General features: G+C 64.1%; 27 protein-coding genes. 15 read left to right on the forward strand and 12 right to left on the reverse strand.

Annotation, left to right across the window (positions count from 1 at the left end; translation table 11 throughout):
• The 3 genes from tssI to EZI54_RS08815 all read right to left on the reverse strand — a co-directional run.
• Nucleotides 1-1,459, reverse strand: a 1,459-nt coding sequence (gene tssI / locus EZI54_RS08805; RefSeq protein WP_131481088.1) for a type VI secretion system tip protein TssI/VgrG, incomplete at its 3' end; no start/stop codon positions are given.
• 197 nt (nucleotides 1,460-1,656) lie between these two features.
• Nucleotides 1,657-2,175 carry an Hcp family type VI secretion system effector gene (locus tag EZI54_RS08810; RefSeq protein ID WP_131481090.1) on the reverse strand — a complete coding sequence of 173 codons (519 nt, stop codon included), beginning with the start codon at nucleotides 2,173-2,175 and terminating at the stop codon, nucleotides 1,657-1,659.
• 320 nt (nucleotides 2,176-2,495) lie between these two features.
• A complete protein-coding gene (locus EZI54_RS08815) occupies nucleotides 2,496-3,170 on the reverse strand; it encodes a haloacid dehalogenase type II (protein WP_131481092.1) in 675 nt (224 codons plus the stop codon).
• A gap of 220 nt (nucleotides 3,171-3,390) precedes the next feature.
• On the opposite strand from EZI54_RS08815, the gene EZI54_RS08820 reads away from it, so the two are divergent.
• The 4 genes from EZI54_RS08820 (at nucleotide 3,391) to EZI54_RS08835 (ending at nucleotide 7,887) form a co-directional block, all read left to right on the forward strand.
• Entirely contained in the window at nucleotides 3,391-4,305 is a 915-nt protein-coding gene (locus EZI54_RS08820; RefSeq protein ID WP_131481094.1) for a LysR family transcriptional regulator, read from the forward strand.
• A 111-nt stretch (nucleotides 4,306-4,416) separates the two neighbouring features.
• Nucleotides 4,417-5,634, forward strand: a complete 1,218-nt coding sequence (locus tag EZI54_RS08825) for a multidrug effflux MFS transporter (RefSeq protein ID WP_131481097.1) — start codon at nucleotides 4,417-4,419, stop codon at nucleotides 5,632-5,634.
• Between the two features lie 301 nt (nucleotides 5,635-5,935).
• Nucleotides 5,936-6,433, forward strand: coding sequence for a thiol peroxidase (gene tpx, locus EZI54_RS08830; protein WP_131481099.1), 498 nt, complete (start codon nucleotides 5,936-5,938; stop codon nucleotides 6,431-6,433).
• Nucleotides 6,434-6,600: 167 nt separating this feature from the next.
• Nucleotides 6,601-7,887: an MATE family efflux transporter gene (locus EZI54_RS08835; protein ID WP_165495727.1), complete on the forward strand. Its 1,287-nt coding sequence runs from the start codon at nucleotides 6,601-6,603 to the stop codon at nucleotides 7,885-7,887.
• A gap of 147 nt (nucleotides 7,888-8,034) precedes the next feature.
• On the opposite strand, the gene EZI54_RS08840 is transcribed toward EZI54_RS08835, so the two are convergent.
• Nucleotides 8,035-8,460: a thioesterase family protein gene (locus EZI54_RS08840; protein ID WP_131481101.1), complete on the reverse strand. Its 426-nt coding sequence runs from the start codon at nucleotides 8,458-8,460 to the stop codon at nucleotides 8,035-8,037.
• 129 nt (nucleotides 8,461-8,589) lie between these two features.
• Here EZI54_RS08840 and EZI54_RS08845 point away from each other — a divergent pair, with 129 nt between their 5' ends.
• Nucleotides 8,590-10,233, forward strand: coding sequence for an MBL fold metallo-hydrolase (locus EZI54_RS08845; protein ID WP_341352849.1), 1,644 nt, complete (start codon nucleotides 8,590-8,592; stop codon nucleotides 10,231-10,233).
• A 13-nt stretch (nucleotides 10,234-10,246) separates the two neighbouring features.
• Here the strand turns inward: EZI54_RS08845 and EZI54_RS08850 are convergent, their stop codons facing one another.
• Nucleotides 10,247-10,792, reverse strand: coding sequence for a macro domain-containing protein (locus EZI54_RS08850; protein ID WP_131481103.1), 546 nt, complete (start codon nucleotides 10,790-10,792; stop codon nucleotides 10,247-10,249).
• A 314-nt stretch (nucleotides 10,793-11,106) separates the two neighbouring features.
• Between EZI54_RS08850 and EZI54_RS08855 the strand changes: the two genes are divergently transcribed.
• The 4 genes from EZI54_RS08855 to EZI54_RS08870 all read left to right on the forward strand — a co-directional run bounded on the left by EZI54_RS08855 (nucleotide 11,107) and on the right by EZI54_RS08870 (nucleotide 14,280).
• Nucleotides 11,107-11,484 carry a DUF4398 domain-containing protein gene (locus EZI54_RS08855; protein ID WP_131481105.1) on the forward strand — a complete coding sequence of 126 codons (378 nt, stop codon included), beginning with the start codon at nucleotides 11,107-11,109 and terminating at the stop codon, nucleotides 11,482-11,484.
• Nucleotides 11,485-11,508: 24 nt separating this feature from the next.
• Nucleotides 11,509-12,318, forward strand: a complete 810-nt coding sequence (locus EZI54_RS08860; protein WP_131481107.1) for an OmpA family protein — start codon at nucleotides 11,509-11,511, stop codon at nucleotides 12,316-12,318.
• Between the two features lie 56 nt (nucleotides 12,319-12,374).
• Nucleotides 12,375-12,746: a DUF2784 domain-containing protein gene (locus tag EZI54_RS08865; protein WP_131481109.1), complete on the forward strand. Its 372-nt coding sequence runs from the start codon at nucleotides 12,375-12,377 to the stop codon at nucleotides 12,744-12,746.
• A gap of 73 nt (nucleotides 12,747-12,819) precedes the next feature.
• On the forward strand, nucleotides 12,820-14,280 hold the full coding sequence (locus tag EZI54_RS08870; protein WP_242674398.1) for a succinylglutamate desuccinylase/aspartoacylase family protein: 1,461 nt from the start codon (nucleotides 12,820-12,822) through the stop codon (nucleotides 14,278-14,280).
• Here the strand turns inward: EZI54_RS08870 and EZI54_RS08875 are convergent.
• A complete protein-coding gene (locus EZI54_RS08875; RefSeq protein WP_131481111.1) occupies nucleotides 14,277-14,609 on the reverse strand; it encodes a DMT family transporter in 333 nt (110 codons plus the stop codon). The two genes, EZI54_RS08870 and EZI54_RS08875, sit on opposite strands and share 4 nt — an antisense overlap.
• Nucleotides 14,610-14,812: 203 nt before the next feature.
• On the opposite strand from EZI54_RS08875, the gene EZI54_RS08880 reads away from it, so the two are divergent.
• Entirely contained in the window at nucleotides 14,813-15,328 is a 516-nt protein-coding gene (locus EZI54_RS08880) for a carbohydrate-binding protein (RefSeq protein ID WP_131481113.1), read from the forward strand.
• On the opposite strand, the gene EZI54_RS08885 is transcribed toward EZI54_RS08880, so the two are convergent.
• Both EZI54_RS08885 and EZI54_RS08890 read right to left on the reverse strand, forming a co-directional pair.
• Nucleotides 15,322-15,729 carry a group III truncated hemoglobin gene (locus EZI54_RS08885; protein ID WP_131481115.1) on the reverse strand — a complete coding sequence of 136 codons (408 nt, stop codon included), beginning with the start codon at nucleotides 15,727-15,729 and terminating at the stop codon, nucleotides 15,322-15,324. The genes EZI54_RS08880 and EZI54_RS08885 overlap by 7 nt on opposite strands.
• Before the next feature lie 128 nt (nucleotides 15,730-15,857).
• Nucleotides 15,858-16,493, reverse strand: a complete 636-nt coding sequence (locus EZI54_RS08890; RefSeq protein ID WP_131481117.1) for a MarC family protein — start codon at nucleotides 16,491-16,493, stop codon at nucleotides 15,858-15,860.
• A gap of 163 nt (nucleotides 16,494-16,656) precedes the next feature.
• On the opposite strand from EZI54_RS08890, the gene EZI54_RS08895 reads away from it, so the two are divergent.
• The gene (locus EZI54_RS08895; RefSeq protein ID WP_131481119.1) at nucleotides 16,657-17,526 is read left to right on the forward strand and encodes an alpha/beta fold hydrolase; all 870 of its coding nucleotides are present in this window, start codon (nucleotides 16,657-16,659) and stop codon (nucleotides 17,524-17,526) included.
• A gap of 7 nt (nucleotides 17,527-17,533) precedes the next feature.
• Here the strand turns inward: EZI54_RS08895 and EZI54_RS08900 are convergent, their stop codons facing one another.
• The 4 genes from EZI54_RS08900 to EZI54_RS08915 form a co-directional block, all read right to left on the reverse strand.
• Entirely contained in the window at nucleotides 17,534-18,424 is an 891-nt protein-coding gene (locus tag EZI54_RS08900) for a DMT family transporter (protein WP_131481121.1), read from the reverse strand.
• 109 nt (nucleotides 18,425-18,533) lie between these two features.
• Entirely contained in the window at nucleotides 18,534-18,833 is a 300-nt protein-coding gene (locus EZI54_RS08905; RefSeq protein WP_242674399.1) for a hypothetical protein, read from the reverse strand.
• A gap of 118 nt (nucleotides 18,834-18,951) precedes the next feature.
• Complete coding sequence (locus EZI54_RS25060; RefSeq protein WP_242674400.1) at nucleotides 18,952-19,350, reverse strand: hypothetical protein; 399 nt, start codon at nucleotides 19,348-19,350, stop codon at nucleotides 18,952-18,954.
• An 85-nt stretch (nucleotides 19,351-19,435) separates the two neighbouring features.
• Nucleotides 19,436-20,056 carry a TetR/AcrR family transcriptional regulator gene (locus EZI54_RS08915; RefSeq protein WP_131481123.1) on the reverse strand — a complete coding sequence of 207 codons (621 nt, stop codon included), beginning with the start codon at nucleotides 20,054-20,056 and terminating at the stop codon, nucleotides 19,436-19,438.
• Nucleotides 20,057-20,261: 205 nt separating this feature from the next.
• On the opposite strand from EZI54_RS08915, the gene EZI54_RS08920 reads away from it, so the two are divergent.
• From EZI54_RS08920 to EZI54_RS08935, 4 genes are all read left to right on the forward strand, one after another.
• Nucleotides 20,262-22,361: a 3-hydroxyacyl-CoA dehydrogenase NAD-binding domain-containing protein gene (locus EZI54_RS08920; protein ID WP_131481125.1), complete on the forward strand. Its 2,100-nt coding sequence runs from the start codon at nucleotides 20,262-20,264 to the stop codon at nucleotides 22,359-22,361.
• 68 nt (nucleotides 22,362-22,429) lie between these two features.
• Nucleotides 22,430-23,611: an acetyl-CoA C-acyltransferase gene (locus tag EZI54_RS08925; protein ID WP_131481127.1), complete on the forward strand. Its 1,182-nt coding sequence runs from the start codon at nucleotides 22,430-22,432 to the stop codon at nucleotides 23,609-23,611.
• A 436-nt stretch (nucleotides 23,612-24,047) separates the two neighbouring features.
• Complete coding sequence (locus tag EZI54_RS08930) at nucleotides 24,048-25,235, forward strand: acyl-CoA dehydrogenase family protein (protein ID WP_131481129.1); 1,188 nt, start codon at nucleotides 24,048-24,050, stop codon at nucleotides 25,233-25,235.
• 13 nt (nucleotides 25,236-25,248) lie between these two features.
• Nucleotides 25,249-26,388, forward strand: coding sequence for an acyl-CoA dehydrogenase family protein (locus EZI54_RS08935; protein WP_131481131.1), 1,140 nt, complete (start codon nucleotides 25,249-25,251; stop codon nucleotides 26,386-26,388).
• The last annotated feature ends 35 nt before the right edge of the window (nucleotides 26,389-26,423 follow it).

Here is a 26,423-nt window from a genome sequence, read left to right on the forward strand (position 1 = left end):
CTTCGAAGCGCAGTTCGTTGGAGCCGTCCCCTTTGTGGGTCTGGGTCTTTAAGGTGGTTCGGGTCTTGTGTTCCGGCAGCGCGTAGGGCGGTGTGTTGGACGCGTGGTAGGTGCGGCCGGTGATGATTGGCTGGTCCGGGTCGCCGTCCAGGAAGGAGACGATGACCTCGTGGCCGATGCGGGGTAACGCCATGAAGCCGTAGCGGCCCCCGGCCCAGCCCTGGCTGACCCTGAGCCAGGCGCTGCTGTGTTCGTCATTGTTCGAGTAGCGGTCCCACGGGAACCTTACCTTGACCCGGCCGTGTTCGTCGCAGTGGATCTCCTCCCCCGGCGGGCCGGTGACGAGGGCGATTTGGGGCCCGTCCATGATCGGACGCTCGGGTGGTTCCGGCCGCCAGGCGGTATCCCCGGGCACGCTCTTAAAGGTGTTGCTGTAGGTGGTCGGCTCGGAACCCCCTTCCTCTTCCAGCGCCTGGGGCTGCTGGCCGGTGTGGGTGACCTGGGTGATCAGCCAGTCCCGGTTGAGGCTGTCATTCGTATGGCCGGACAGGGTGACCTTGGCCCCGGCGCTGAAGTCCGGGCGGTTGCTCTCGCCACTTCCGAGGCTGGCGTCCTTGCGCAGGCTGTCCAGTCGCGCTTCGGTGTAGGGCTGGCCGGAGGCATCGCCCTTGAACCGGCCCGGGTAGTCGTAGTGTTCGTAGTCGCGGCGCTGGCTGTCCAGGTCCGCCGCATGGGCCTGGTGCATCAGGGCGTAGGCGGGGTTCCTGAAGGTGTAGTCCTTCAGGGCCACACCGGCGACGGAGACGGTCTCGGTGTAGCTGAATTTAAAGACGCAGGGGGTCTTGTGGGAACCGCCTGACGTGGCGTTGTAACCCACTTCCGGGAGTTGCGGGGCGTCCCGGTGATGATCGGCGATCACGATCGGCTGACCGGCGGTGGTCGGGTCGAAGCGGTAGTGCCAGCCTTCCTCGGCGGCAATCCGGCTGAGAAAAGCCAGATCCGTTTCCCGGTGCTGGACGCAGTATTCCCGTTCTTGCGGAGTCCGCTTCAGATCAAAGGTCTTGTCCACCAGCCCCCGCTCGTCCAGCAGGGTGCCGAGAATCACATCCGGGGTCTGCTGCTGGAAGAGGCGGCTGTTGTGCATCAGCCCCAGGCGCCACAGGGCGGGTCGCACCTCGACTTCATAGCGGGTGCGGCGGTGGCCGCTGTCGCCCCGGCTGAAAGACGTCACCACGCCCTGGACGTTGCGCAGGGCCTGGCCGTCCTGCCAGATCACCAGTTCCATGCCCTGGTCCAGCACATCGCTGGCGGCGAGGTCGGCGAAGGTGCTGGCCAGCTTGAGGGTCAGGGTAAAGGGCCGGGACAGGTGCTCTTCGAGTTCGAACTCGACCACCGCGAAGGTGTCGTCCGGCAGGCTGCCGAGGCGGGCCGTGAACTGCAGGCCGGTGGGTTGAGGCATAGGGAGCTCTTCCTTAAGTCGTGACTGCATCCTGCAACGGGCAGACGCCGCCCGCTAAATCGCCGGATTCTAACCGCTCCGGTCCGTAAGGCTGTAAGCGATCTCGCAAGGTGATAGCCGTTATCTCTCAATGCGCCCAAACGGCCAGCCGGGGCTGGCCGTTCCGTAACACTCAATTTATCGGGTTAACCGACAGATCAAGCTTCGATCGGGGAACGCCAGTCGTCAGAGCCGGAGGTGCCGGCAATGCCGTGCTCCCAGGTGACCTTGCGGTAGGCCAGGGAGACTTCGACCAGCTGGGTGAACTCGGTCTTGGCCGCGTCCTGGCAGTGGGGCATGCTGCAGTCGATGTTGATGATGGTGGCGTCTTCCAGGATGGTGGAGAAGAAATGCTCCTGTTTACCTTCCACGGAGGTGCGGTACCACTTCAGCTCGACCTTGGGCAGCATCTCGCCGGAGGCCAGGGCGTTGTACATCAGCGGGGTGGCCTTGTTCAGGGCCGCGGTGAACTTGAACGGCTTGTGCACGCGCTGGCCGGAGGGCTGGCCGGACTGCGGGTCGGTCGGGACGGTGACGGTGTGGTCGAACTGCTGGACCAGCACTTCGTCCTCGTGGCCTTCGACGTAGATGTTGCCGACGGAATCGGCGGTGAAGGCGCCGGCGGTGATGTTGCCCTGGGTCTGGCCTTCGATGCTGATATAACATGGGGTTGGCATAGTCTGCTCCTTGACGGAAAAACAAGTGAATAAGGGTGAGTCCCTTCAAAAGGACCTCCCCCTAACAACACATTCCGTGCCAGAAATTAAAACAGCAGCAAAAACAGCGGACTAGCCAGAAAACGCCAAAACCACACATCCCGGATCGAGCAAAATCTTGCTCAAATCGAGCGAAAAGTTGCCCAGGCGGGCAATAAATTACCCGAATATCGATGAATCCGCAGCGGTCCCGAGGCAGCGAGACGGCCAGGAGGTCTCCAACCTATGCCGGGAAGCCCGGCCAACACGCCACGGGTTTCCCACACCTCCCCCGGACGATCTCAAGCGAGGTCGTCGAGAGCATCGCGCAGCCCATGCAGGCTGTGGATAACGGCGGACGGCGCCAGCCCCCAATCCTCGAACGGCACCGCCGTATCCCGCTGCACCCAGATGGCGGACAGCCCGGCCGAACGCGCGCCGATCACGTCCCAGGCGTTGGAGGACACGAGGCACAATGGCTGGTCGTAGGCGCCGGTGGCCCGACGGGCATAGGCATAGACCGCCGGGTCCGGTTTGAAGCTCTTGATGTCGTCTACCGAGACCAGCCCGGTCAGACAGGACCGCAGGCCGTTATGTCCCAGCACTTTCTCCAGCGCCGGGTAACTGCCATTGGAAAAGGCAAAGCAGGGATACACCTCGCCCAGCTCGGCCAACACCGGCCCGGCATCCGGGAATGCCGGCAGCGACAGGTAGGCCTGCATCAACTCATCTTCGCGCGGCGCGGACAGCGTCAATCCCTGCAGGGCCATCGCATGTCGCAACGCCTCGCGGGTACAGACGCCGAAATCCGCGTAGAGGCGCATCAGCCCGCGGCGGAATGAAAACTCCAGCTGTTTTTCCCGCCACAGGCGGCTGACCGCCGCGGCCTGCTCGCCACAATCCGCTTTCAGGTGGTCGGTCATGCCCTGGGGATCCACCAGGGTACCGTAGACGTCAAAGGCCAGATGCATTGTCATGGGCGTGCTCCATCAAACCGGGTTGCCACGTTTCCATGGTTTCGCACGGCCATCCCGGCTGATTGACAGGAAGTTTCAGCCCAGTGTACGCCATCCTGTCCCTTGCTGTGTGGTTGCCCGGCTGACCGACCATCCCTGCTTCGACACGGTGACGGAAAGGAGATGCCGTTTTTCGCCGGGACAGTGGCCGTCGAGCGGGAGGCGCCGTACACTGCCATTCATGAATCCAATCGATCAGTTCAACCTCGATATCCGCTCGCTCAGCGTCTTCCTGGCGGTGCTTGACGAAGGCAGCGTGTCGGCGGCGGCCGTGAGACTCGGAGTCAGTCAGTCCGCGGTCAGCCATACCCTGGACCGCCTGCGCCAGGCCCTCGGCGACCCGCTCTTCGTCAAGGCGGGGCGGGGCATCACACCCACCCGCTACGCGCTGGATACCGGCCCCCATGTGCGCCAGCTGGTGCAGGAACTGCGCGGGCTGGCGCTGGGACCACCGTTTACCCCGGCCGAGGCCCGCCTGACCGTGACCATCGCCGCCAACGACTACCAGCGGGACCTGCTGCTGCCGGCCCTGGCGCGGGTGCTGCAATCGGAGGCACCGGGCATCGAACTGCAGGTGACCCCCTCGGGCATTCCCACCCCGGATCGCCTGCGCCGGGACCTGTGCGACCTGATGATCACCCCGCACCCGCCGCCCGCCAGCGACATCCTCCAGCGGCGCCTGCTGGATGACCGTATGGTGGTGTTCTACGACCCCACCCAGCGCGAGGCGCCGGCCGACATGGCAGAGTACCTCGCCAGCCGGCACATCTCCATCGTCTTCAACACCGGCGAGCGGCTGGGGATGGACGAGGTCCTGGCCAGCCAGGGCATGGTGCGGGATGCGGCGGTGACCGTCTCCAACTTCTCGGGATTGCCGGCCTTCCTGCGGGGCACCCCGCTGCTGGCATCCGCGCCTGCGCGCCTCAAGCATGGCATGCTGCGGGACTTCGCCGTCGCCCCGCTGCCCTTCCGCCATCGCACCTTCAGCCTCTACCTGCTCTGGCACCAGCGTCACCACAAGGACCCCGCGCAGCGATGGGTCCGCAACCAGTTGCTCAATGTGGCCAGCCAGCTGCCGGAACAACCGCCCGAATAACCCATCACTTTTGTTCATACATCCAATGAGCGATCCGGTCGTTATCCGACGCCCGGGTTTACGTATGCTGGGCACTGGAAAATCCCCCGATTCACTGGAGTGTCCCGGCCGATGCTGTCGCTGACCAGCCTGTCCACCACCGTCCTGCTCGCAGCGGCCGTCGCACTCGGCCCGCTGGCGACGGATATGTACCTGCCGGCACTGCCCGAACTGGGCGCGACGTTCCGGGCGGACACCGGCCAGGTCCAGTTGACCCTGAGCCTGTACATGGCCGGTTTTGCCCTGGCGCAGTTGATCTGTGGCCCGCTGGCGGACCGTTTTGGCCGCAAGCCGATCATGGTGGGCGGCCTGGTGCTGTTTGCCCTGGCCAGCGTCGGCTGCGCCCTGGCCCAGGGTATCGAAGCGCTGACCCTGTGCCGTTTCCTGCAGGCGTTGGGCGGTTCCGCCGGGCCGGTGCTGGGCCGGGCGGCCGTGAGAGATATCCACAGCCCCCGGGAAGCCGCCCGCATCATGGCGCTGCTGGCCGCCATCATGGCGGTGGCGCCGGCACTGGCGCCCACCCTGGGCGGCCTCCTGCTGACAACGCTTGGCTGGCCGTCGATCTTTCTGGTCCTGGCCGGGTATGCCGTCGCCCTCAGCCTGGTCATCGCCCTGCGCCTGCCCGAACCGCTGCCGCGCCATTACCGGCAAACCCTGAAGCCGGCGAACCTGGCGCGCAATTACTGGACCGTCGCCTGTAACCGCTCCTTCCAGGGCTACGCGCTGATCAATGCGCTGCTGTTCTCGGGCCTGTTCGCGTTCCTGTCCGGGGCCTCGTTCGTCCTGATCGATTTCCTCGGTGTGTCGCCGACGGCCTTCGGCGCCTACTTCTCGGTGATGGTGTTCGGCTACATGGCCGGCAGCTTCCTCGCGGCGCGGCTGGGGCAGCGTCTGTCGTCGGACCAGATGCTGCGCCTGGGCCTGGTGATCGCGATCACCGGGGGCACGCTGATGGCCGGCCTGGCCTGGGCGGAAGTGTTCACCCGGGCCGCCGTGATCCTGCCGCAGATGCTGTTCATGATCGGTGTGGGCATGGTGATGCCCCAGACCCTGGCCGGCGCCCTCGCCCCCTTCCCGCGGATGGCCGGCTCCGCTTCGGCGCTGTATGGCTTTATCCAGATGGCGGCCGCCGCCGGCGCCGGCACCCTGGTGGGCCACCTGCACAATGGCACCAGCCAGACCATGGCCGGCATTATCGCCGGCTGTGCCCTGGCCGCCGGTGTCGCTTACCTGCTGCGCACCGCCCGTTACCCGGCTCCGAGTTTTGACGTCGTGCCCAGTCATGGCTGAGGATAGGAGACCGGCGGCGCATTGCGGCCACGGCATCAACCCGGGTGCCTGATCCGAGAACTTCCCCGGCGAAATCCGGTCTAGACTTCTTTCATGGTTTTCGCTGAAACCCGGGGAGCCTCTGATTAATGCCTGAGTCGGCCCTGGCTTTCAGTGCGATTCGCCTTCAAGGCGCGCCTTGAAGGCGGCATCAGGCGTTAATCAGAGGTTCCCTAATCCGAAAGTCGACAGATCCGTTTGCCACAAGACGTGGTAAAACGGTCCATCACTTCACCAAGGCCAAACGACAAGGAGCACTTTCATGAGCAAGGTCACACTCGATGGCAACCCGCTGGAGATCGGCGGCCAGTTTCCTGCCAAGGGCGACAAAGTCCCGGATTTCTCGCTGACCACCGGCGGCCTGGAAGACAAGGGGCTGAGCGCCTGGGCCGGCAAACGCAAGATCCTGAACATCATTCCCAGCATCGACACCGGCGTGTGCGCGGCGTCCACCAGCAAGTTCAACGAGAAGGCCGGCAGCCTCGACAACACCGTGGTCCTGGTGATCTCCGCCGACCTGCCGTTCGCCGCCAGCCGTTTCTGCGGTGCCGAGGGCCTGGAGAACGTGGAAACCCTGTCCACCTTCCGTAACGACAGCTTCCGTGAGGACTACGGCGTGGCCATCAACAGCGGTCCGCTGAGAGGCCTGTGCTCGCGCGCGGTGATCGTGCTGGACGAGAACAATACGGTCCTGCACAGCCAGTTGGTTGGCGAAATCAAGGAAGAACCGGATTACGACGCCGCCCTCGCAGCCCTTTAATCAAGTCCACATGCACCGGGGCCACCAGGCCCCGGTCATCCCGCACTGCCCTCCCGCATTCCGACTGGTAAACTGCCTCTTCATTTTCTGCCCGCACACGCAGGTTGCCCGCTAACGTGAGTTCCCAGATCGATCCCAACCGCCCACTCAGCCGCCAGTTGCTGGCCATGACCTGGCCCATGCTGTTCGGCGTGCTGTCACTGATGAGCTTCCAGTTGGTGGACAGCATCTTTATCGGGCAACTGGGTCGGGATCCCTTGGCAGCGCTGGGTTTCACCGTACCGATGCAGCAGTTGATCATCGGCCTGCAGGTCGGCCTGGGCATCGCCACCACGGCCATTATCTCCCGCACCCTGGGCGCCGGCGATGACACCCGCGCCGAACGACTGGGCGGTCTGGTGGTGTTTATCGGTGGCGGAATGGTGCTGTTGCTGGCGGGCCTGCTCTGGTTGTGCCGCCACCCGATACTCCAACTGCTGGGTGCCGAACCCGGCCTGATGCCGCTGATCTCCACCTACTGGATCCCCTGGCTGGGGGCCGCCTGGCTGGGCGCGATGGCCTATTTCGGCTACAGCGTGTGCCGCTCCCACGGCGATACCCGCCTGCCCGGCTACGTGATGGTGGCCACCAGCCTGGTCAACATCGCGCTGGATCCTCTGTACATCTTCGTCTTCGATTGGGGTCTGCCCGGCGCCGCGCTGGCCACCATGACCGCCTTCACCCTGGGCATCCTGGGGGTGTATCCGAAGCTGCTGCACCGCGGCTGGCTGCGCTTCGATCTGTCGGCCCTGGCCCTCGGACCCGCCGTGCGTCAGTTGGGTGGGATCATGGCCCCGGCGATGATGAGCCAGTTGATGCCGCCCCTCGCTGCCAGCCTCGCCACGGCGCTGGTGGCCGGTTTCGGCACCGCGGCCGTCGCCGCCTGGGGTCTGGGCACCCGGCTCGAATTCTTTTCCATTGTGGTGGTGCTGGCCCTGACCATGTCCATGCCCCCGATGATCGGCCGTTTCCTCGGTTCCGGCGATATCGACCGGATCCACAAGCTGGTGCGCATTGCTGTGCGCTTCGTGGTGGTCTGGCAACTCACCATCGGCCTGGTGTGGCTGGTGCTGTCCGGCTTCGTGTCGGAGCTGTTCACCGCGGATGCGTCGGTCACCACGGTCCTGCACAGCTACCTGGTGCAGGTGCCGCTGAGTTACTGCGGACTCGGCGTTTGCATGCTGATGGTGTCGGTCTGCAACGCGCTGGGACTGTCGATGCGGGCGCTGTTGGTCTCGGTACTGCGGCTGTTCCTGTGTTACCTGCCCTGCCTCTGGATCGGATCGCAGATCGGCGGCATCGAAGGGCTGCTCAGCGGGGCGCTGGTGGGCAACCTGGCGGCCGGGACGCAGGCTTATCTGTTCTATCGGCAGGGCATGGTGAAACTGCGCACGACCGTCACCGAACCAGCCTGAAACCGGTCACGTCAACTCGAGATATGAAGGAAGCGAATGGTCATCCTTGCCGGTCGCATTAGCCGACCAGGGACGGCCGTCTAATGCAGCGTAGGCAAGGATGACCATTCGCTTCCCGCCCCCCAAGCCAAATCACTTTGATAAGGCCTAAGGAAACTTAGCGCGAAACGCCTCCGGCATCGGCACGACTTTCTTCTCCCGGTAGTTGAAGAAAACAAACCCGTACTTGGCCAACGCCACCGGCTGCCCGGATTCCGCCTTGGTCACCCGGAATACAAAATCCCCACCGTATTTATTGAAATCCGTCAGCCCGATCTCAAAGCGCAGCACTTCCGGGAAAAACGACTCCGACTGATACATCGTCGCCAGATCCGTCACGATGATCCCGGCGCCATCACGGTCCACCTCCTGCACGCCGTACTGCACCAACAGTTGCGCCCGGGCCTCGGACAACATGGAAATCAGGGCATCGTTGCCCAGGTGGTTCGCACCGTTGATGTCGGTGATACGGACCGGCATTTCGGTGGAGAAGACGAACACATCGTCGGGAAAGGAGAGTTTGACTCGGGCCATAATCCTGCTCGTTCGTGACACGTTAGCGACAAAAAGGAGCGCCAGTTTACGCGTTTACCAACGTGGTCGCATTCGGATTAAAGGCGCGCTATCGTTGAGACTTTCATTCTCCAGGCAACGACCATCACCATGATGCAACCGCGCCCTGCCTCAACGCTGGCACTCCTGCGGGAGTCCGCCAACGGCTTCGAAGTGCTGATGCTGCAGCGCAGTCACCAGGCCGCGTTCCTGCCCGGCTATTACGTGTTTCCCGGCGGCGCGGTGGACACCATCGACACCCACCCGGAGCTGATGCCCTGGCTGGCCGGCCACTCCGCCGACTCCGCCAGCCGGATGCTCGATATCGAGAACGCCGGACTGGGCTACCTGGTGGCCGCCATCCGCGAGTGTTTCGAGGAAGCCGGCCTGCTACTGGCCCTGGATGCCGACGGCAGCCCCATCGGCGCCGACCATCCGGCCCTGGATGAGGACCGGCATGCCATCATGCATGGCGACCGGCTCATGGCCGACGTGTGCCGGACCCACAACCTGACCCTGCCGCTGGATCGGCTGCACTACATCGACCACTGGGTCACACCGTCCGGCGCTCCGCGTCGGTTCGACACGCGCTTTTTCGTGGCGCAGGCGCCGGACGACCAGGTGGCGGCCCACGATGGCCGGGAAACGATCGACCATTGCTGGCTCAACCCCCAGCAGGCCCTGGAAGAACATCGCGCCGGCCAACGGCAGTTCGGCGCCCCGACGCTGACCGTCCTGCGCCGGCTGGCCCGCTTCGAGCGGCTGGACGACGCCCTGGCGGACGCCCGGCGCAACCAGCCGCAACCCTTCCCGACCGAGCCCTGGCCCGCACGCAAGAACGGCGACCTGATCACCCTCGATCCGGGCGACGCCGCCTACCCCGAAGTCCGCAAGCGCGATCCCGAAGGCTACGGCACGGCCGAAGCCACCGTGGAACCGGGCCTGTGGACGCGGCTGGGGGAACGCATCTGGCGCCTGACCGTGCCCAACCCGGGCCTCATGACCGGTCCCGGCACCAACAGCTACCTGATCGACGACGCCGACGGTGCCCTGATCATCGATCCGGGCCCCTATCACGCCGGACACATCGAACGTCTGCTGGCACGCACGGAAAGCCGGGTGCGGGCGATACTGGTCACCCACACCCACGGGGATCACAGCCCCGGCGCCCGCGCGTTGAAAGAGGCCACCGGCGCTCCCCTGATTGGCCTGACACCACCGGACGACGGCTTCCAGGATATGTCGTTCATCCCCGACCACGAGCCCGCCCACGGCGAAGCGATGACGCTGACGGATTCACGGCTGAAGATCCTGCACACGCCCGGCCACGCCTCGAATCACCTGTGCTTCCTGCACGAAGGCGAACGGATGCTGTTTTCCGGCGATCACATCATGCAGGGCTCCACCGTGGTGATTAATCCACCGGACGGCGACATGGCCGCCTACCTGGATTCCCTGCACCACCTGCTGGAAGAGGACATCGACTGGATCGCCCCGGGGCACGGCTTCCTGATGGCTTACCCACAGATCGTCATCGACCTGCTGGTGACCCATCGCCTCAATCGCGAGCGCAAGGTAGTGCGTGCCCTGCGCAAGACCGGCCCCGTGCCGCTGGACGACCTGGTGCCGGAAGCCTACGCCGACGCCTCAGCGGCCCTGCACGGCCTGGCCGCCCGCTCGCTGCTGGCGCACCTGCTGAAGCTGGAGAAAGACGGGCGGGCGCGGCGCCATGGCGAACACTGGACCCTGACCTGACATCGCCTCGCCGTCAATCGGACTCCTCCCCCAGACGGCGCAGCACCCGGGCGTGCAGTTCAGCATCTGCCTCGCTGAACAGGACAAAGCGAATGTGCCGGACGTGCCCCAGGGACGCGCACAGGCCCAGCAGCGTCCGGAACGCCACTTCCGCCGCCGCTTCCATGGGGTAGCCAAAGGCACCTGTGGACAGCGCGGGAAAACCGATGGACTGCAGTTGCTCCCGGTCCGCCAACTCCACGGCATTGCGATAGCAGTCCGCCAGTAGCCCGTCGGAGGGCCTGTCGACCCCATAGACCGGCCCCAGGCAGTGAATGACCCAGGGATTGGGTAACCCGTAGCCGGCCGTGATGACCGCTTCCCCCGGCCGAATGGGCGCCAGTGACCGGCAGGCCGCGTCCAGCTCCGGCCCGGCGGCGCGGTGGATGGCGCCCGCCACGCCGCCGCCGGGGCGCAGTTCGGCATTGGCGGCGTTCACGACCGCATCGAGATCGGACTGGCGGGTGATGTCCCCCTGCACACACCTCAATGTGACGCCCTGGTGATTCAGTTCAAACATCATGCCTCCCGTTGTTGATCGACGCTTTCCAATGACAATAACTCTCTGGAAACCAAGGAGTATGACCGTATTGTAAGGGTGACCGGACGGCCGCCCGACGGAAGCCGGGACGTTTCGCGCGCATGCGTACAGCCCGACGATCCACCCAGTCAAGTTGCACATTTTTCATACAGAAACAAAACCCAGATGCTATTTTTAATCGTAGTCGACGAATGAGAGCTTTACCGTCCGCTCCTCCGCAGAAAGGGGCGACGGCAGAGTGACGAGCAGCCATGCAAGCTGGAACAAAAACCTCAAACACAAGGAGAGGGTGCATGAATAGGCAGACTGTTTACGTCCGTCTGGCACTGGCCATGGGCCTGTCAACGCTGTTGGCGGCCTGCGCCAGTTCCGGGAAGATGCCCACCGAAGACAAGACTGCCGCTGAGAACGCAATCCAGCAGGCCGAATCCGCCGATGCCCGCGACTTCGAACCGGTCCTGCTCAACCGGGCCCAGAACAAGGTGGCGGATGCCGAGCAGCTGATCAAGGCCAAGAAGTTCCATGAGGCCGAAGACAAGCTGGAGCAGGCGACGGTCGATGCCCAACTGGCCGCCGCCCGGTCAGAAACCGCCAAGGCGCGCAAGGCCGTCGAGGAAATCAACGCCAACATCGAACAGCTGCGCCAGCGTATCAACGACACGCAGCAATAAAGCGGACTCCAGGAGGTTACCATCATGACTAAACGGACATTGATGTCGGGTTCCGCGTTGGCGCTGTCAGCCTTGCTCACCGCCTGCGCGAGTACCCCCCAGCAGAACGCCAAGGTCGACGAGGCCCGCGCATCCTACCAGGCCATTGCCGACGATCCCTATGTCGCCCGTGCCGGTTCAACCCAGCTGCGTGAGGCCGAGCTGTCCCTGAAGAAGGCCGAGAGCCTGCTTGACGACGGAGCCGATACCAGCAAGGTCGAACAGGCTGCCTACCTGGCCAACCGTCACGCCGAGATCGCCAGCCAACAGGGCGAACGGGCCCGGCTGCAGGAGGAAATCAGATCGGCGGAAAGCCGCCGCGACCAGTTGATGCTGCAGGCCCAGACCATGAAGGCCCAGCAGGCCCAGACCGAAGCGGAGCGGCTGAAAGCGGAAATGGAGGCACTGCAGGCCAAGCAAACCGAGCGCGGCATGGTCCTGACCCTGGGCGACGTGCTGTTCGACGTGGACAAGGCGGACCTGAAACCTGCCGGTGAACGCACCGTCCAGAAGCTGGCCGATTTCATGAACGAGTACCCGGAACGCCGGGTCCGTGTGGAAGGCTACACCGACAGCACGGGCGCCGCGTCCTACAACCAGACGCTGTCAGAGCGGCGCGCCGAGTCGGTGCGTAATGCGCTGATGCTGGCGGGGATCGCGTCATCCCGGGTCGAGGTCAAGGGCTATGGCGAGCAGTATCCCGTGGCCACCAACGATACCGCCGCCGGCCGTCAGCAGAACCGGCGGGTCGAGATCGTGATTTCCGACAAGAACGGCGATATCAAGAGTCGCTGATACGGATCGGTTGGCCGGCCCTCCGCGGTCGGCCAACCGCCTGCCCGGATACCCCCATGATCTGGCGCCTGGCGGCAGACGCCGTCCTTGTCCTGCACCTGCTGTTCATCCTGTTTGCCGTCCTCGGGGGACTGTCGATACGGTGGCGCCGCTGGCTTCTCTGGCTGCACCTTCCGGCACTGGTCTGGGCAGCGCTGGTGATGCTCAATGGCTGGCTCTGCCCGCTCACCCCGCTGGAAATCGAGTTGCGGCATTGGGCTGGCGAGTCCGGTTACAGTGGCAGCTTCATCGCTCACTACCTGCTACCTTTAATCTATCCTCCGGGCCTGACCCGCGGCGTCCAGATCGCACTGGGGGCCGGCGTGCTGCTGCTGAACCTGCTGGTTTACGGCTGGCTGATCCGGCGCCGGAAGACAACAGGATCTTAATGTTGTTCACACATGGCGACAGGCAGAATAGGCCGCTCGCGATTTGACTCCAGTTGTTAAAGGTAGCCTTTCCATGATGCCGTCTTCCCCGCCGTCGACCCGCACCGGACGATTCCTGCCGGCGCTGGGCGCCCTATTCTTCAGCGCCGCCCTCTGGGCGCAGGAACCGGTGCCGGAGCAGCCACACCCGGTCGAGCTGTCGGAAGACGAGAGCGTGGAGGATATCGAGGCCAGCCAGGCCATGCCGGGTTCTGATGAGCGCGCGAGCAAAACCGCCGATGCGGAACGTCCGGCAGGCACGACAGCCACGGCCCCGGCAGATACCGATGCCGTGCCAACCCGGGTCGCTCCCAACGTCGACCTGAAACAAGTCGCGCCCACGCCCGAACCCGCCCCGAAGTCCCCGGAACCGGGCGGTGAAGCCACCACTGAAGCGGCTGAAAAGCCAGTGACGCCAGAGGCTGCCGAACCCAAAGCGAACGACGCCAACCCGACACCCGATGCACCCACCGCCAGCGAGGAGGCCACCGCCGCCGAGTCGCCGCAGGAAGCGCCTCCGGCCGAACCACTGGTGATCCTCGGCACCGAGGTGCGGCCCGGCACCACCACCCGGCTGGGCTGGACGCCGGACACCACCATGGCCGGCCTCAACCAGCCCACGCCGGTGCTGGTCATCAACGGCGCCCGCCCCGGGCCCAACCTGTGCCTGACCGGCGCCGTCCACGGCGATGAACTCAACGGCATCGAAATCATCCGGCGCGTCATGTACGACATCCAGGCCGACGAGCTGAGCGGGCGGCTGATCGGCGTGCCCATCGTCAACCTGCAGGGGTTCCAGCGCGGTTCCCGCTACCTGCCGGACCGGCGCGACCTGAACCGCAACTTCCCCGGCGACCCCAATGGCAGCCTGGCCTCCCGTGTGGCCCACTCCCTGTTCAACGACGTCATCCGCCACTGCGACATGCTGGTGGATATCCACACCGGCTCGCTCAAGCGCACCAACCTGGCCCAACTGCGGGCCGACATGCACATCAGCTCGGTGGCCAGGTTCACCGAAGGCTTCGACAAGATGGCCGTGATCCACAGCCAGGGCACGCCGGGGATGTTGCGCACGGCCGCCACCAGCCATGGCATCGTCGCCGTCACCATGGAGGCCGGCGAATCGCTGCGCATCCAGGAAAAGCAGATCAAGGCGGGGGTGAACAGCATCAACAGCCTGCTGGAGAAGCAGGGCATGATTTCGCGGCTGTTCGTCTGGGGCAAGCCGGAACCGGTGTACTACAACTCAACCTGGCTGCGCGCCAAGCACGGCGGCATCCTGGTCAGTGACGTGGATCTGGGGGACGACGTGGTGGCCGGCGAAGTGCTGGGTATCGTCACCGACCCGATCACCAATGCCCAGCATCCCATCCGCGCCGAACAGGACGGCCGCGTGATCGGCATGGCGGTGGACCAGGTGGTCATGGCCGGGTTTGCCACCTACCACATAGGCACCGAAGCGCGCGGCCCGGAACAGGGACCGGAAGAGGACTAGTGTGGCGTCACTTTGGAGAAAATGTTGAGGATCAGCACGCCGGTGACGATGAACAGGATGCCGATCACCGCCGCCAGGTCCAGTGTCTGGTTGAACACCAGCCAGCCGATCAGCGTGATCAGCGCCACACCGACACCCGCCCAGACGGCATAGGCAATGCCCACGGGAATCGTGCGCAGGGTCAGGGCCAGGAAGTAGAACGCCAGCGCGTAGCCGACCACCACCAACAGCGAGGGCCAGAACTTCGAGAAACCTTCCGAAGCCTTCAGCGCGGACGTGGCAATCACCTCGAAACAGATCGCGGCACCGAGAATCAGCCATTGCTGCATGATCGTTACTCCTCTTCAGCTCCCTCGCCGGACGATGGCGAACCGGCAAGCGTAACCGATGGAGGGCGAGGCAGCCACCGGGGGAACTACGGAGACGGGCGCGTCATTCATAACGCTTGATCCGGTCGCCGTTCCCGGGCAGTCTGGCACGATAACAACCTGACAACAGGACCGTCTCCCGACCGGCCCGGATGGACGACTCGATGCGACTGACTGCTACTCTGCTGTTTCTGGTGCTTTTCCTGACCACCCTGGATGCCAGCGCGCTGGAGCGCAGCTGCACTCCGGAAGACAATGCCTGGCTGCCGGGCCGCTATTACGATGCCGGCGAGATCGTCTTCTACGACGGTCGGTGGTGGGCGGCCCAGGAATGGCAGGAGGGTAAGCGGCCGGACGGGGGTGGTTTCGCCTGGAAGCCGCTGGAGAAGGCACCGGACTGCAAGCCCCCCACCCGGGCGACCGTCAAAGGCAAGAAGACGGGTGCCGCCGGTAACGTCGGGAAATCCGGAAAGGCATCCGGCAAATCGGGCGCCCTGTCGGAAGCGGACTGCAAGCCGGCGCCGGACTGGACCTTTTCCGGTACCTATACCGTCGGCCAGTGGGTCACCTACAAGGGCCAAATCTTCAAGGCCATCCGTCCGACCACCGGCGATATGCCGGGTGTCGCAGAGCCGCCCCACTGGGCACCGGTCAACGCGCACTGTCCGGTGGATCAGTAGGAATCGCTCTCCGCCATGCCCGCCAGTTCCTGGTCCCGGGCATTCAGCCAGCGCGCCAGGTTACGCAGGATCCGGCGCGCCAGTTTGCGGGCCTTCTCCGTGTAGGGCCCCTCGAAGTGGGCATCGAGGGTGTGGTTGAAGTGGTCGAACCACAGCTCGAAATGCTCGCGGCTCAGCGGGAACTTGTCGTGCACCCGCTCATGACGGTAGACCATGTTGCGGTGGTAGGTGTCCTTGCCCAGCAGCATCTTGCACCAGTAACCCTCGATCAGCGGCAGGTGCTCGGCCAGGTGCACGCCGGCGACCTCCATGAACACCGGTTCCATGACCGGATCATCCAGCAGGCTCGCGTAGAACAGCTGTACCATGCGGTGGATCGCAGCAGGATTGTCGAGATCCATAGGCCCTCCGCCCCCGTTCAGGTCCGGGGATGCCACATGACATCCCCTGGCGAATCTCTGATGATAACGCAGGTGAACCCGGCCCCGTCACCCCGTTTTTAAGGCATATCCTGTAAAGGTCCCACCGATCAGCCCGCCAGCCCCGACGCCTGGATGAAGCCGGCAATGCCGGACATTACGATCTCCGCCGCCATGGCCGACAGGATCAGACCGCTGATCTTCGACATGATATTCAGCCCGGTGGTCCCCAGCGCCTTTTCCAGGTAGCCCGACAGGTGCAGCAGCGTCGCCAGCGCCAGCAGGCCGGTGACCAGGCCCAGCACGCCACCGGTCATCTCCGGTAGCGTCTTCAGTTCGGCACCGTACACCAGGATGGCACCGATGGTGGCCGGCCCGATGATGATGGGAATCGCCAGCGGCACCACCGCCACGTCGTCCCGGTTTTCCTCCGGCAGGCTGGTGGCGTGGTTGCGGGTGCCACTGGTGACCAGGCTGATGGCGGTCAGGAACAGCAGCGATCCGGCACCGATCCGGAAGGAATTGAGCGTAATGCCGATGGCCTCGAACAGCAGCGGACCGGCAAAGAACAGTACCAGCCCCAGGATCAACGCCGAAAACACGGCACGGTTGATCACCCGTTTCTTCTGGCCGGCGTCGTCGCCCCGGGTCAGGGCCAGGAACATGGTGACGACGAAGAACGGCGCCAGCAGGAACAGGAAGCGGATGGCGCTACTCAGGTAAGTGGCGAGAAAAGTGTGCAGCATGGCGATTCCGGTCCGTAAATACGAGGCAACTCAAGGGGGTGCAGACCATAGCCTAGTCCCTCGATGGCGACTATGCGTAGTTGCAACCGCCACCCATGGGGTTTCCATACACTGGTGTACTGTGGGAAGCTGACGCCCTGAGATCGCAACAAGCGGAGAGCCCATGCCACTGAGCAGCCCGAAAATACTGGAGACACCACGCGGACAGTTTGCCTACCGCGAAAGCGGGCCGGCCGATGGGCCGGTGGTGGTCATGATCCACGGCTGGCCGGAAAGCAGTTACTGCTGGAACGGTGTGGCCGAACACCTGGATCCGGGGCTGCACCTGATCGCGCCGGACCTGCGCGGGCTGGGCGACAGCGAACGCACCCCGGGCCAGGAACCCTATCGCAAGGTGGCCCTGGCGCGGGACGTGATGGCCCTGCTCGATACGCTGGAAATCGACGACGTCTATCTGGTGGGCCACGACTGGGGCGGCATCGTGGCCCAGGAGATCGCGCTGGCGATCCCGGACCGGGTCAACAGGCTGGTGATCATGAATATTGCGATCATCAACAACCTGAAAGGCAACCGGGAAGTGATCGAGACGGTGCGCTCGGGCAGCGGTAGCGTCTACTGGTACCAGCACTTCCTGCAGACGCCGGACCTGCCGGAGGCCATGATCCCCGGCAACGAGGAAACCTGGCTCCGGCATTTCCTGCGCACCTGGAGCCGCGACGGCTTCCCGGACGACGCCCTGCGCGAATACGTGCGCATGTTCCGCATTCCCGGCACGCCGGGCGCCAGCGCCAACTACTACCGCACCTTCCACGACGACGCCAAACGCTGGGCCACCACCGCCGGCCACGTGTGGCCGATGCCGGGGCTGTATATCTACGGCAATCGGGACAGGGTGATCATCCCGGAGTACCTGAATCACATTGGGGATTGCTTCGAGAGCATCCGCGTGGAGCAGGTGGATGCCGCCCACTTCCTGCAGGAGGAGCAGCCGGCGGATGTCGCCCGGCACCTGAACGCCTTCTTCAAGGAATAGACGCAGATCAGGACGCGGTGGCGCCGGCTTTCGGTGCCACCGGCTTACGGAACAGCACGTAGTTACCCAGCAGGGCCAGCACCGCACCGATCACCGCGGACGTGGTCCACTGGAACCCCTCCAGCCAGGTCGACACGCTCAGCGCCACCACCGGAAACAGCACCGTCGCATAACCCGCCCGGTCGGCCCCGAGCACCCGGATCACCGTCAGATAACTGTAGAAGGCGATGATCGACCCGGGAATCGCCAGGAACAGGGTCGCCCCCCAGAAGCTGGGCGCCGCAGGCAGCTGCCAGTCCACCCCCTTGACCAGGCACCAGACGCCCAGGATCACCGCACCATAGAACATGGCCCAGGCATTGCCTGCCAGCAGGGACACCTCCGCCGCCCGCACCTTGAGGCTGATCAGGTTGCCGCACGAGAACCAGTAGGTTCCGGCCAGTGCGAACAGGATCGCCGACGCCCGGGCGTTACCCAACTCCAGGTCGTTCCAGAACAGCAGCGCGACGCCGGTAACGCCCAGCGCCACGGCCGGGTATATCCGGCGATTGGGGGCCAGGCGCAGCAACAGCCAGCCGTTGAAGGCGTTGAACAGCGCCGCCAGGGAGAACACCACCGCCAGCAGGCCGGAGGTCATGGATTCAGCGGCGCGATAGATGAGCAGGAAGTTGACGCTGTAGAGCGTCAGGCCCTGGAGGACCAGCCAGCGATGCTGTGCGAGCGTCAGCCGGGGCAGCTTGCGCACCAGCTTGAGGACACCCAGGGTGACGGCCGCCGCCAGTACAAACCGGTAGAACACCGAGATATCCACCGGTGCCGATTCCACCTGCAGGCGAATGGCCGTCCAGGTGAGGCCCCAGATCAGGACAGTGAGGCAGTAGTGCACGGCAATGGGCATGGGCGCGTCCTTGTCACGGAATCCGGTGAATGGACCGCAAGGTTAGCGCACCTGCCCGGGATTTGCCGCTCTCCGCGATCGCTTAGCGCCATCGCGATAGCGGTTGTCGTCAGGAGTTGTTGAGGATGTCCACGATCTCCCGGGTGTCGCGAATCACGCGATAGACCTTGTCTTCGATGCGGACGCGGTCATACCGGCCGTCAATGTGGTGGACTTCACCGTAACGATAGTAGTCGTCAGGCAGATGATCACCGCGGTGCAGCTTCTTCTGCCAGCCCGGCGGCAGCGACTCGCCCCGGTCGGCCTTTTTCTGCAGGCCCGGCGGCAGGTTGTCGTGATGAGAGTTACTGGCGTGGGCCACGCCCATCACCGCGGTCATAAGCACAGCAGTCATCAACAAACGTTTCATGGCGGTTACTCCTTGGCCATTTTGTCTGGAGGCAAGCTATCACGTTCCCGCCTCAGGCCACCGTTACCAAACGGTAAGCCCTTTGCCGGGCATTCGCCCCTCATACTCGCCATCGCCCTCAGGAATTGTTGAGAATGTCGATAATTTCCCGGGTGTCGCGAATGACCCGATAGACCTTGTCCTCAATGTGAACGCGATCGTAGTAACGGTCAATGTGGTGCACTTCCCAGTAGCGATCGTAGGCAACGGGCAGATAGCCGCCGCGGTGCAGCTTCCTGTGCCAGCCCGGAGGCAACGGTCGGCCCCTGTGGACTTTCTTGCGCAGGCCCGGGGGCAGGTCCCGGTGCACGCGGTACTCCCGGTACTCGACCACGTCGTAGTCATCCCGGTAATGGTGATCGTACCGGTCGTGATGATCGTCGCGATAGTCGTGGTCGCGATGGTGGTGATCGCCGTGGGCCTGGGCGGTACCGACGGAACCGGCCAGCAGAACGGTGGTCATCAACAAGCGTTTCATGGCGGTTACTCCCTGGCCATTCTTGTTGCTGACACGCTATCACGTTCCCGGTTTACGGCGCCGTTACCAATCCTTTAAGACCCGTTCATGAATCCCGCTGCCCCATCACGATCCGCGCCATCAGGTCCTCGATACGGCCAATGTCATCCTCCTCGCCGCTGCGCCCGGTCAGGACCACCTGGGAGCCGATGGTAGCCACATAGAGCAGCAGGGACAGGTCCCGGGTCCGTTCAGGGTCGCTGCTGATGCGACTGAACAGGGAGGCATTCTGGCTGATCCGCGCCTCGTCCACCTCCGCCACCAGTTCGGCGGCGTAGGTGTTGCGACGGGCGAAGTCGCGGACCGCCAGCTCCACCTGCAAACGGCGCACGTTGCGGGCGGCGTCGGTCAGCAGCAATTCCAGGATCTGGCGCAGTTCGGTTTCCACATCCCCGCCCTGGGGCTTCCAGTACTGCAGTTCGTGCAGGCGGCGGTCGCGCCAGCGGTTGAGGAAGCTGACTACCAGGTCTTCGTGGTCCCTGAAGTGCCAGTAGAAGCTGCCCCGGGTGACGCCCAGCTTCTTGGCCAGGGTCAGCACCCGCAGGTGACTGAACCCGCCAGCCGCGACTTCACCGGCGGCCGCATCCAGCCAGTCGTCACGGGTGAGCTGGCTCTTGTCGCCGGTGGCAGACCGACTGCGTTTGGCCCGGGTTTTCGCTTCACTCATACCGCTCATTGTTCCTGTCGAGACATCATGACGTGGGATTCTACATGAACCGGCCAACCGTTGACCGCACCCACAACATACATTAGTGTACGGAAAAACAATACACCAGTGTATGGAGTCATCTCCGACGACTCCGGCACCTGTCTTCCATTTTTGCGCGGGTCGGCGCCACCGTTCGCCCCGCCTGCCAACAAGGAGCAACGCGATGAGTAGCGCGCATTTCGACGTGAACGGCGAGATCGCCGTCATCCGCCTGGATAACCCGCCGGTGAACGGCCTGGGGCTCGCCCTGCGCCAGGGAATTGTCGACGGCATCAAGCAGGCCGAAGGCGACGACGCCATCAAGGCCGTGGTCCTCATCGGCTCCGACCGCGCCTTCTCCGGCGGCGCCGACATCAGCGAGTTCGGTACATCGAAGATGCTGGCCGAGCCGATCCTGACGACCGTCATCAACTACCTCGAGACGACGAAGAAGCCGGTCATCGCCGCCATCAGCGGCGCCTGCATGGGTGGCGGCCTGGAACTGGCCCTGGGCTGTCATTACCGCGTCGCCAGGCCGGACGCGCAGATTTCCCTGCCGGAAGTGAAGCTGGGCATCCTGCCCGGCGCCGGCGGCACCCAGCGTCTGCCGCGGGTGATCGGCGTCGAGCACGCCCTGAACATGATCGTCTCCGGCGTGGCCGTGCCGGCCAAGCAATTCCAGGGCAGCCCGCTGTTCGATGACATTGTCGACGGCGACCTGCTGGAAGGAGCCCTGGCGTACGCGAAAAAGGTGGTCAGCGAGAACCTGCCGCTCAAGCGCGTGCGCGACCTGAAGGCCCACCACGAAAACCCGGAAGGCTTCTTCATGTTTGCCCGCAACACCGTGGGCGCCGTGGCCAGGAACTACCCGGCTCCATTGAAGTGCGTGGACGCGGTGGAAGCCGCCGTCACCAAGCCGTTTGACCAGGGCATGGCCGTCGAGCGCGAAGCCTTCGCCAATCTTTTGCAGACGCCGGAATCCAAGGCCCTGCGCCATGCTTTCTTTGCCGAGCGCTTGACCAGCAAGATCGCCGACGTGCCGAGCGACACCCCGACCCGCGACATCCAAAAGGTCGGCGTGATCGGCGGCGGCACCATGGGCACCGGCATTACCATCAACTTCCTCAACGCCGGCATCCCTGTGACTCTGGTGGAGATGAAGCAGGAAGGCCTGGACCGGGGCGTCGCAGCGATCCAGAAGGTCTACGAAGGCCGGGTGAAGAAAGGCAAGATGAGCGAAGACAAGGCGAAAGCCTGCATGGACCTGCTCTCCCCCAGCCTGTCCTATGACGACCTCAAGGACGCGGATCTGGTCATCGAGGCGGTGTTCGAGGACATGGGCGTCAAGCAGTCCGTGTTCGAGACGCTGGACGCCACCTGCAAGCCCGGCGCGATCCTCGCCTCCAACACCTCCACCCTGGACCTGAACAAGATCGCGAGCTTCACCAAGCGGCCGGAAGACGTGATCGGCCTGCACTTCTTCAGCCCGGCCAACATCATGAAGCTGCTGGAAGTAGTGCGCGGCGACAAGACCGCCAAGGACGTGCTGGCCACCGCCATGAAGCTGGCCAAGACCATCAAGAAGACCGCCGTGGTCTCCGGCGTCTGCGACGGTTTCATCGGCAACCGCATGATCAACCAGTACCAGCGTGAAGCGATCCTGATGCTGGAAGAAGGCGCCACGGTGCAGCAGATCGACAAGGCCATCGAGAAGTTCGGCTTCGCCATGGGCCCGTTGCGCATGGCGGACCTGGCCGGCGGCGACATCGGCTGGGCCATCCGCAAGCGCCTGTATGCCGAGCACCCGGACATGACGAAGATGGTCGTGGCCGATCGCCTGTGCGAAATGGGCCGCTACGGCCAGAAGACCGGCGCCGGCTTCTACCGCTATGAGCCGGGCAACCGCAACGCCCTGCACGACCCCGAAGTGGACAAGGTGGTGGACGAGGTCCGCGCCGAGCTGGGCATCACCCCGCGCAAGATCAGCAACCGGGAAATCGTCGAGCGCTGCGTCTACGCCCTGGTCAACGAGGGCGCCCGCCTGCTGGACGAAGGCATCGCCCAGCGCGCCTCCGACATCGACATGGTGTACCTGACCGGCTACGGCTTCCCGGTGTTCCGCGGCGGCCCCATGCACTACGCCGAGGAAGTGGGCCTGCCCAATGTGGTCCGCGCCATGGAACCCTTCGCCGACACCCACACCCAGCCGGGCTTCTGGGAACCGGCGCCGCTGCTGGCGCGCTGCGCCGCCGAAGGCAAGCGTTTCGATGAGCGCGCCAAATAACTCGGGTATCCGGTCAACGAATTTCAGCGGGGTTGCCTCCGGGCAGGCCCGCCAACAGGAGAATGGTTATGTCCAATGATGTCGTCATCGTATCCACCGCCCGTACCCCGCTGGCCAAGTCTTGGCGCGGCGGGCTGAACATGACCCACGGCGCCACCCTGGCCGGCCATGCCATCCAGCATGCGGTCGAGCGCTCGAAGGTCGATCCCAACGAAATCGAAGACGTGCTGATGGGCTGTGCCCTGCCCGAAGGCTCCACCGGTAACGACGTGGCCCGCATGGGTGCGATCCGCGCCGGACTGCCGGTCACCGTCGGCGGCGCCACCATCAACCGGTTCTGCTCGTCCGGCCTGCAGGCTATCGCCATGGCGGCCCAGCACATCGCTGTGGATAAAGTGCCGGTGATGGTGGCCGGCGGTGTGGAGTCCATCTCCACCGTCCAGGCCAACGTCAACCAGAACTACCTGATGGAGCCCTGGCTGGCGAAAAACAAGCCGGAGCTCTACTGGTCCATGCTGCAGACCGCCGAGACCGTCGCCGAGCGCTATGGCATCAGGAAAGAAGCCATGGACGAGTATGGCGTGCGCTCCCAGCAACTGGCCGCCAAGGCCCGCGAAGACGGCAGGTTCGACGACGAGATCGTGCCGATTACCACCACCATGGGCGTGGCGGACAAGGCCACCGGCCAACTGAGCACGAAAGAGGTCACCGTCAGCCAGGACGAAGGCATCCGCCCGGATACCAACCTGGAAGGCGTCAGCAAGATCCGCTCGGCCATGCCCGGCGGCGTGGTCACGGCCGGTAACGCCAGCCAGTTCTCCGACGGCGCGTCCGCCTGTGTCCTGATGGACGGCACACTGGCACAGCAGCGCAACATCGAACCGCTAGGCATCTTCCGCGGCTTTGCTGTCGCCGGCTGTGAGCCGGACGAGATGGGCATCGGTCCGGTGTTCGCCGTGCCCAAACTGCTCAAGCGTCATGGTCTGACCGTCGACGACATTGGTCTGTGGGAACTGAACGAAGCCTTCGCCGTCCAGGTGCTGTATTGCCAGGAGAAGCTGGGCATCCCGATGGATCGCCTGAACGTGAACGGCGGCGCGATCGCCGTGGGCCACCCTTACGGCACCACCGGTTCCCGCCTGGTCGGCCATGCCCTGATCGAAGGCAAACGGCGCGGCGTAAAGTATGTGGTGGTGACCATGTGCGTCGGCACCGGCATGGGTGCGGCCGGGCTGTTCGAGGTCGCCTGACGTACACCTGAGGCTGATGCTTTGGAGGTTGGCGCAAAGGCTTGATCGAAACCAGTGGATGCCATCGCTGGAGCAGAGGACAGGATGTCCTCGTCGCATAAGCGGCCATGGACGGCCCTCTTAGGCGACGGAAGCGATGACATTCACTGGTTTCAGCCCCAAGTTTGCAAGCTCGAGCAGGAAGCCAGTGGACACCCTTGCCTACGCTGTATTAGACGGCCTTCCCTGGCCGGCTAATACGACCGGGACATCCCTGTCCCTCCTTCGGCAAGGGCATCCCCTGGCTTCCCGGCAAGTCTGGAGTGAGCGCCCATGAGGTGAAAATGACTTGCCAGCATCTGTAGAACCACCGAACACCAAACCATCAGCTACATTTAAAACGAACACCCACAACAAGACAGCATTTCCAGACGTCGACCTGACAACGAGGTTAGCCATGGACCTGAACTATACCCCCGAACAGGAGGCCTTCCGCGAGGAAGTGCGCCGGTTCCTGAAAGACAATCTCCCCAAGGACATTCGTGAACGTGTCAAGAAACGCCTGCGCCCGGACAAGGCAATGACCCAGCGCTGGCAGAAGATTCTGTTCGACAAGGGCTGGGGCGCTTCGACGTGGCCCAGGGAGTACGGCGGCCCGGGCTGGTCGCCCGTCGAGCAACTGATTTTCGAGGAGGAATGCGCCCTCGCCGGTGCGCCGCGCCAGTTGGACTTCGGCCTGCGCATGGTGGCTCCGGTGATCATGACGTTCGGTAACGAGGAGCAGAAGGAAAGGTACCTGCCGCGCATCCTCAGTGGTGAGGACTGGTGGTGCCAGGGTTATTCCGAACCCGGGGCCGGTTCCGACCTCGCCTCGCTGAAGACCAGGGCGGTTCGTGAAGGGGATCATTACGTCGTCAACGGCCAGAAGACCTGGACCACCCTGGGCCAGCACGCCAACTGGATCTTCTGCCTGGTGCGCACCAGCAACGAGGGCAAGCCCCAGGAGGGCATCTCCTTCCTGCTGATCGACATGAACACCCCGGGTATCGAGGTGCGGCCCATCACCATGCTCGACGGCGAGCACGAGATTAATGAGGTCTACTTCGACAATGTGAAGGTGCCGGTGGAAAACCTTGTGGGCGAGGAGAACAAGGGCTGGACCTACGCCAAGTTCCTGCTGGGCCATGAACGCACCGGCCTGGCCAATGTCGGCCAATGGAAAGCCATGATGAAACGGCTCCGTGACATCGCCGAGGAACAACCGGATGGCGACCGGGTGCTCATCGAGAATACCCGTTTCCGCGACCGCCTGGCCCAGCTGGAAATCGAATTGTGCGCGCTGGAACTGACGGTATTACGCGTGCTGACCGACGAGAACGGTCCCGGTCCGCAGGCCTCGATCCTCAAGATTCGCGGCACCGAGATCGGTCAGGCGCTGTTCGAATTGGTGATGGAAGCCGTGGGGCCGGACGCCCTGGCCTATATTCCCGACGCCCTGGAGCCGGACTATCCCGGTTCGCGCGTCGGCTCGCCCGACGCCACGCCGGCAGCCGGCGACTACTTCAACATGCGCAAGCTGTCGATCTTTGGCGGGTCCAACGAGATCCAGCGCAACATCATCGCCCAACGGGTTCTGGGACTGTAAGGAGGCGCGCATCATGAACTTCAATCTGACCGAAGAACAGCAAATGCTGCAGGACTCCCTGCGCCGCTTCCTGGCCAACGAGTATGGCTTCGACAAGCGCCGGGACATTATTGCCGCGGGCAACGGGCTCGATAAGCCCACCTGGAACGCCTTCGCGGAGATGGGCCTGCTGGGATACACCCTACCGGAAGAATACGGCGGCCTGGGTGGCAACGCGATGGATACCCTGCTGGTGATGGAAAGCTTTGGCCGCGCCCTGGTGGTCGAGCCCTACCTGTCCACCGTGGTCCTGGGCGCTGGGATTATCGAGGATGCCGGCTCCGAGGAACAGAAGGAGCGGATCCTGCCGAAAATCGCCTCCGGGGAGGAATTCCTGGCGTTCGCGCATCAGGAGCCTGGCGGGCGCCACAACCTGGACTACGTCCGCACGGAAATCCAGAAACACGGCGCCGATTACATCCTGAACGGTCGCAAGACAGCCGTGCTGAATGCCGCCGGCGCCCACTACCTGATCGTCTCCGGACGCCGGCACGGTCGCCCGACGGAGCCCGTGTCCCTGTTCCTGGTCAACCACGACACCTCCGGCGTCGAGATCGAGGAATACACCACCCATGACGGTCATCGGGTGGCCGACGTGATTCTCGACAGCGTGATGGTCAGCGACGACGACCGCATCGGCGCCCGTGGCCAGGCCATGCCCATCGTCGAGAAAGGCGTGGATCGGGCCATCGCCGCCCTGTGCGCCGAGGCGGTCGGTGCGATGGAGGCCCTCAACGAAACCACCCTGGACTACGTCAAGACGCGCCAGCAGTTCGGCATGCCCCTCAGTAAGTTCCAGGTGGTCCAGCACCGTCTGGCGGACATGTTCATTGCCGCCGAGCAGGCCAAATCCATGGCCATCCTGGCCGCCAGCATGGCGGACTCCGACGACCGCAAGCAGCGGCGTGAAGCCATCTCGATGGCCAAGGCGCTGGTGGGTCAGTCGGCCCGATTCGTGGGCCAGCAGGCGGTGCAGTTGCACGGTGGCATGGGCGTGACGGACGAGATGTTCGCCGCCCACCTGTTCAAGCGGCTGACGCTGATCAACCTGCAGTTCGGCGATGCCGACTACCATCTCGGACAAGTCAGCGACGGGCTGCTGAAAAGCGCCTGAAACCCGACGGGTGCTGTCGTCACGGCAGCACCTGC

Source organism: Marinobacter halodurans (genome assembly GCF_004327985.1).
GTDB classification, from domain to species: Bacteria; Pseudomonadota; Gammaproteobacteria; order Pseudomonadales; family Oleiphilaceae; genus Marinobacter_A; species Marinobacter_A halodurans.

What these genes read in the sequence shown, in the direction of transcription:
- EZI54_RS08810 (WP_131481090.1), bottom strand. Translation starts at nt 2,175, where the DNA reads ATGCCAACCCCATGTTATATCAGCATCGAAGGCCAGACCCAGGGCAAC.
- EZI54_RS08815 (WP_131481092.1), bottom strand. Translation starts at nt 3,170, where the DNA reads ATGACAATGCATCTGGCCTTTGACGTCTACGGTACCCTGGTGGATCCC.
- EZI54_RS08820 (WP_131481094.1), top strand. Translation starts at nt 3,391, where the DNA reads ATGAATCCAATCGATCAGTTCAACCTCGATATCCGCTCGCTCAGCGTC.
- EZI54_RS08825 (WP_131481097.1), top strand. Translation starts at nt 4,417, where the DNA reads ATGCTGTCGCTGACCAGCCTGTCCACCACCGTCCTGCTCGCAGCGGCC.
- tpx (WP_131481099.1), top strand. Translation starts at nt 5,936, where the DNA reads ATGAGCAAGGTCACACTCGATGGCAACCCGCTGGAGATCGGCGGCCAG.
- EZI54_RS08835 (WP_165495727.1), top strand. Translation starts at nt 6,601, where the DNA reads ATGACCTGGCCCATGCTGTTCGGCGTGCTGTCACTGATGAGCTTCCAG.
- EZI54_RS08840 (WP_131481101.1), bottom strand. Translation starts at nt 8,460, where the DNA reads ATGGCCCGAGTCAAACTCTCCTTTCCCGACGATGTGTTCGTCTTCTCC.
- EZI54_RS08845 (WP_341352849.1), top strand. Translation starts at nt 8,590, where the DNA reads ATGATGCAACCGCGCCCTGCCTCAACGCTGGCACTCCTGCGGGAGTCC.
- EZI54_RS08850 (WP_131481103.1), bottom strand. Translation starts at nt 10,792, where the DNA reads ATGTTTGAACTGAATCACCAGGGCGTCACATTGAGGTGTGTGCAGGGG.
- EZI54_RS08855 (WP_131481105.1), top strand. Translation starts at nt 11,107, where the DNA reads ATGAATAGGCAGACTGTTTACGTCCGTCTGGCACTGGCCATGGGCCTG.
- EZI54_RS08860 (WP_131481107.1), top strand. Translation starts at nt 11,509, where the DNA reads ATGACTAAACGGACATTGATGTCGGGTTCCGCGTTGGCGCTGTCAGCC.
- EZI54_RS08865 (WP_131481109.1), top strand. Translation starts at nt 12,375, where the DNA reads ATGATCTGGCGCCTGGCGGCAGACGCCGTCCTTGTCCTGCACCTGCTG.
- EZI54_RS08870 (WP_242674398.1), top strand. Translation starts at nt 12,820, where the DNA reads ATGATGCCGTCTTCCCCGCCGTCGACCCGCACCGGACGATTCCTGCCG.
- EZI54_RS08875 (WP_131481111.1), bottom strand. Translation starts at nt 14,609, where the DNA reads ATGCAGCAATGGCTGATTCTCGGTGCCGCGATCTGTTTCGAGGTGATT.
- EZI54_RS08880 (WP_131481113.1), top strand. Translation starts at nt 14,813, where the DNA reads ATGCGACTGACTGCTACTCTGCTGTTTCTGGTGCTTTTCCTGACCACC.
- EZI54_RS08885 (WP_131481115.1), bottom strand. Translation starts at nt 15,729, where the DNA reads ATGGATCTCGACAATCCTGCTGCGATCCACCGCATGGTACAGCTGTTC.
- EZI54_RS08890 (WP_131481117.1), bottom strand. Translation starts at nt 16,493, where the DNA reads ATGCTGCACACTTTTCTCGCCACTTACCTGAGTAGCGCCATCCGCTTC.
- EZI54_RS08895 (WP_131481119.1), top strand. Translation starts at nt 16,657, where the DNA reads ATGCCACTGAGCAGCCCGAAAATACTGGAGACACCACGCGGACAGTTT.
- EZI54_RS08900 (WP_131481121.1), bottom strand. Translation starts at nt 18,424, where the DNA reads ATGCCCATTGCCGTGCACTACTGCCTCACTGTCCTGATCTGGGGCCTC.
- EZI54_RS08905 (WP_242674399.1), bottom strand. Translation starts at nt 18,833, where the DNA reads ATGAAACGTTTGTTGATGACTGCTGTGCTTATGACCGCGGTGATGGGC.
- EZI54_RS25060 (WP_242674400.1), bottom strand. Translation starts at nt 19,350, where the DNA reads ATGAAACGCTTGTTGATGACCACCGTTCTGCTGGCCGGTTCCGTCGGT.
- EZI54_RS08915 (WP_131481123.1), bottom strand. Translation starts at nt 20,056, where the DNA reads ATGAGTGAAGCGAAAACCCGGGCCAAACGCAGTCGGTCTGCCACCGGC.
- EZI54_RS08920 (WP_131481125.1), top strand. Translation starts at nt 20,262, where the DNA reads ATGAGTAGCGCGCATTTCGACGTGAACGGCGAGATCGCCGTCATCCGC.
- EZI54_RS08925 (WP_131481127.1), top strand. Translation starts at nt 22,430, where the DNA reads ATGTCCAATGATGTCGTCATCGTATCCACCGCCCGTACCCCGCTGGCC.
- EZI54_RS08930 (WP_131481129.1), top strand. Translation starts at nt 24,048, where the DNA reads ATGGACCTGAACTATACCCCCGAACAGGAGGCCTTCCGCGAGGAAGTG.
- EZI54_RS08935 (WP_131481131.1), top strand. Translation starts at nt 25,249, where the DNA reads ATGAACTTCAATCTGACCGAAGAACAGCAAATGCTGCAGGACTCCCTG.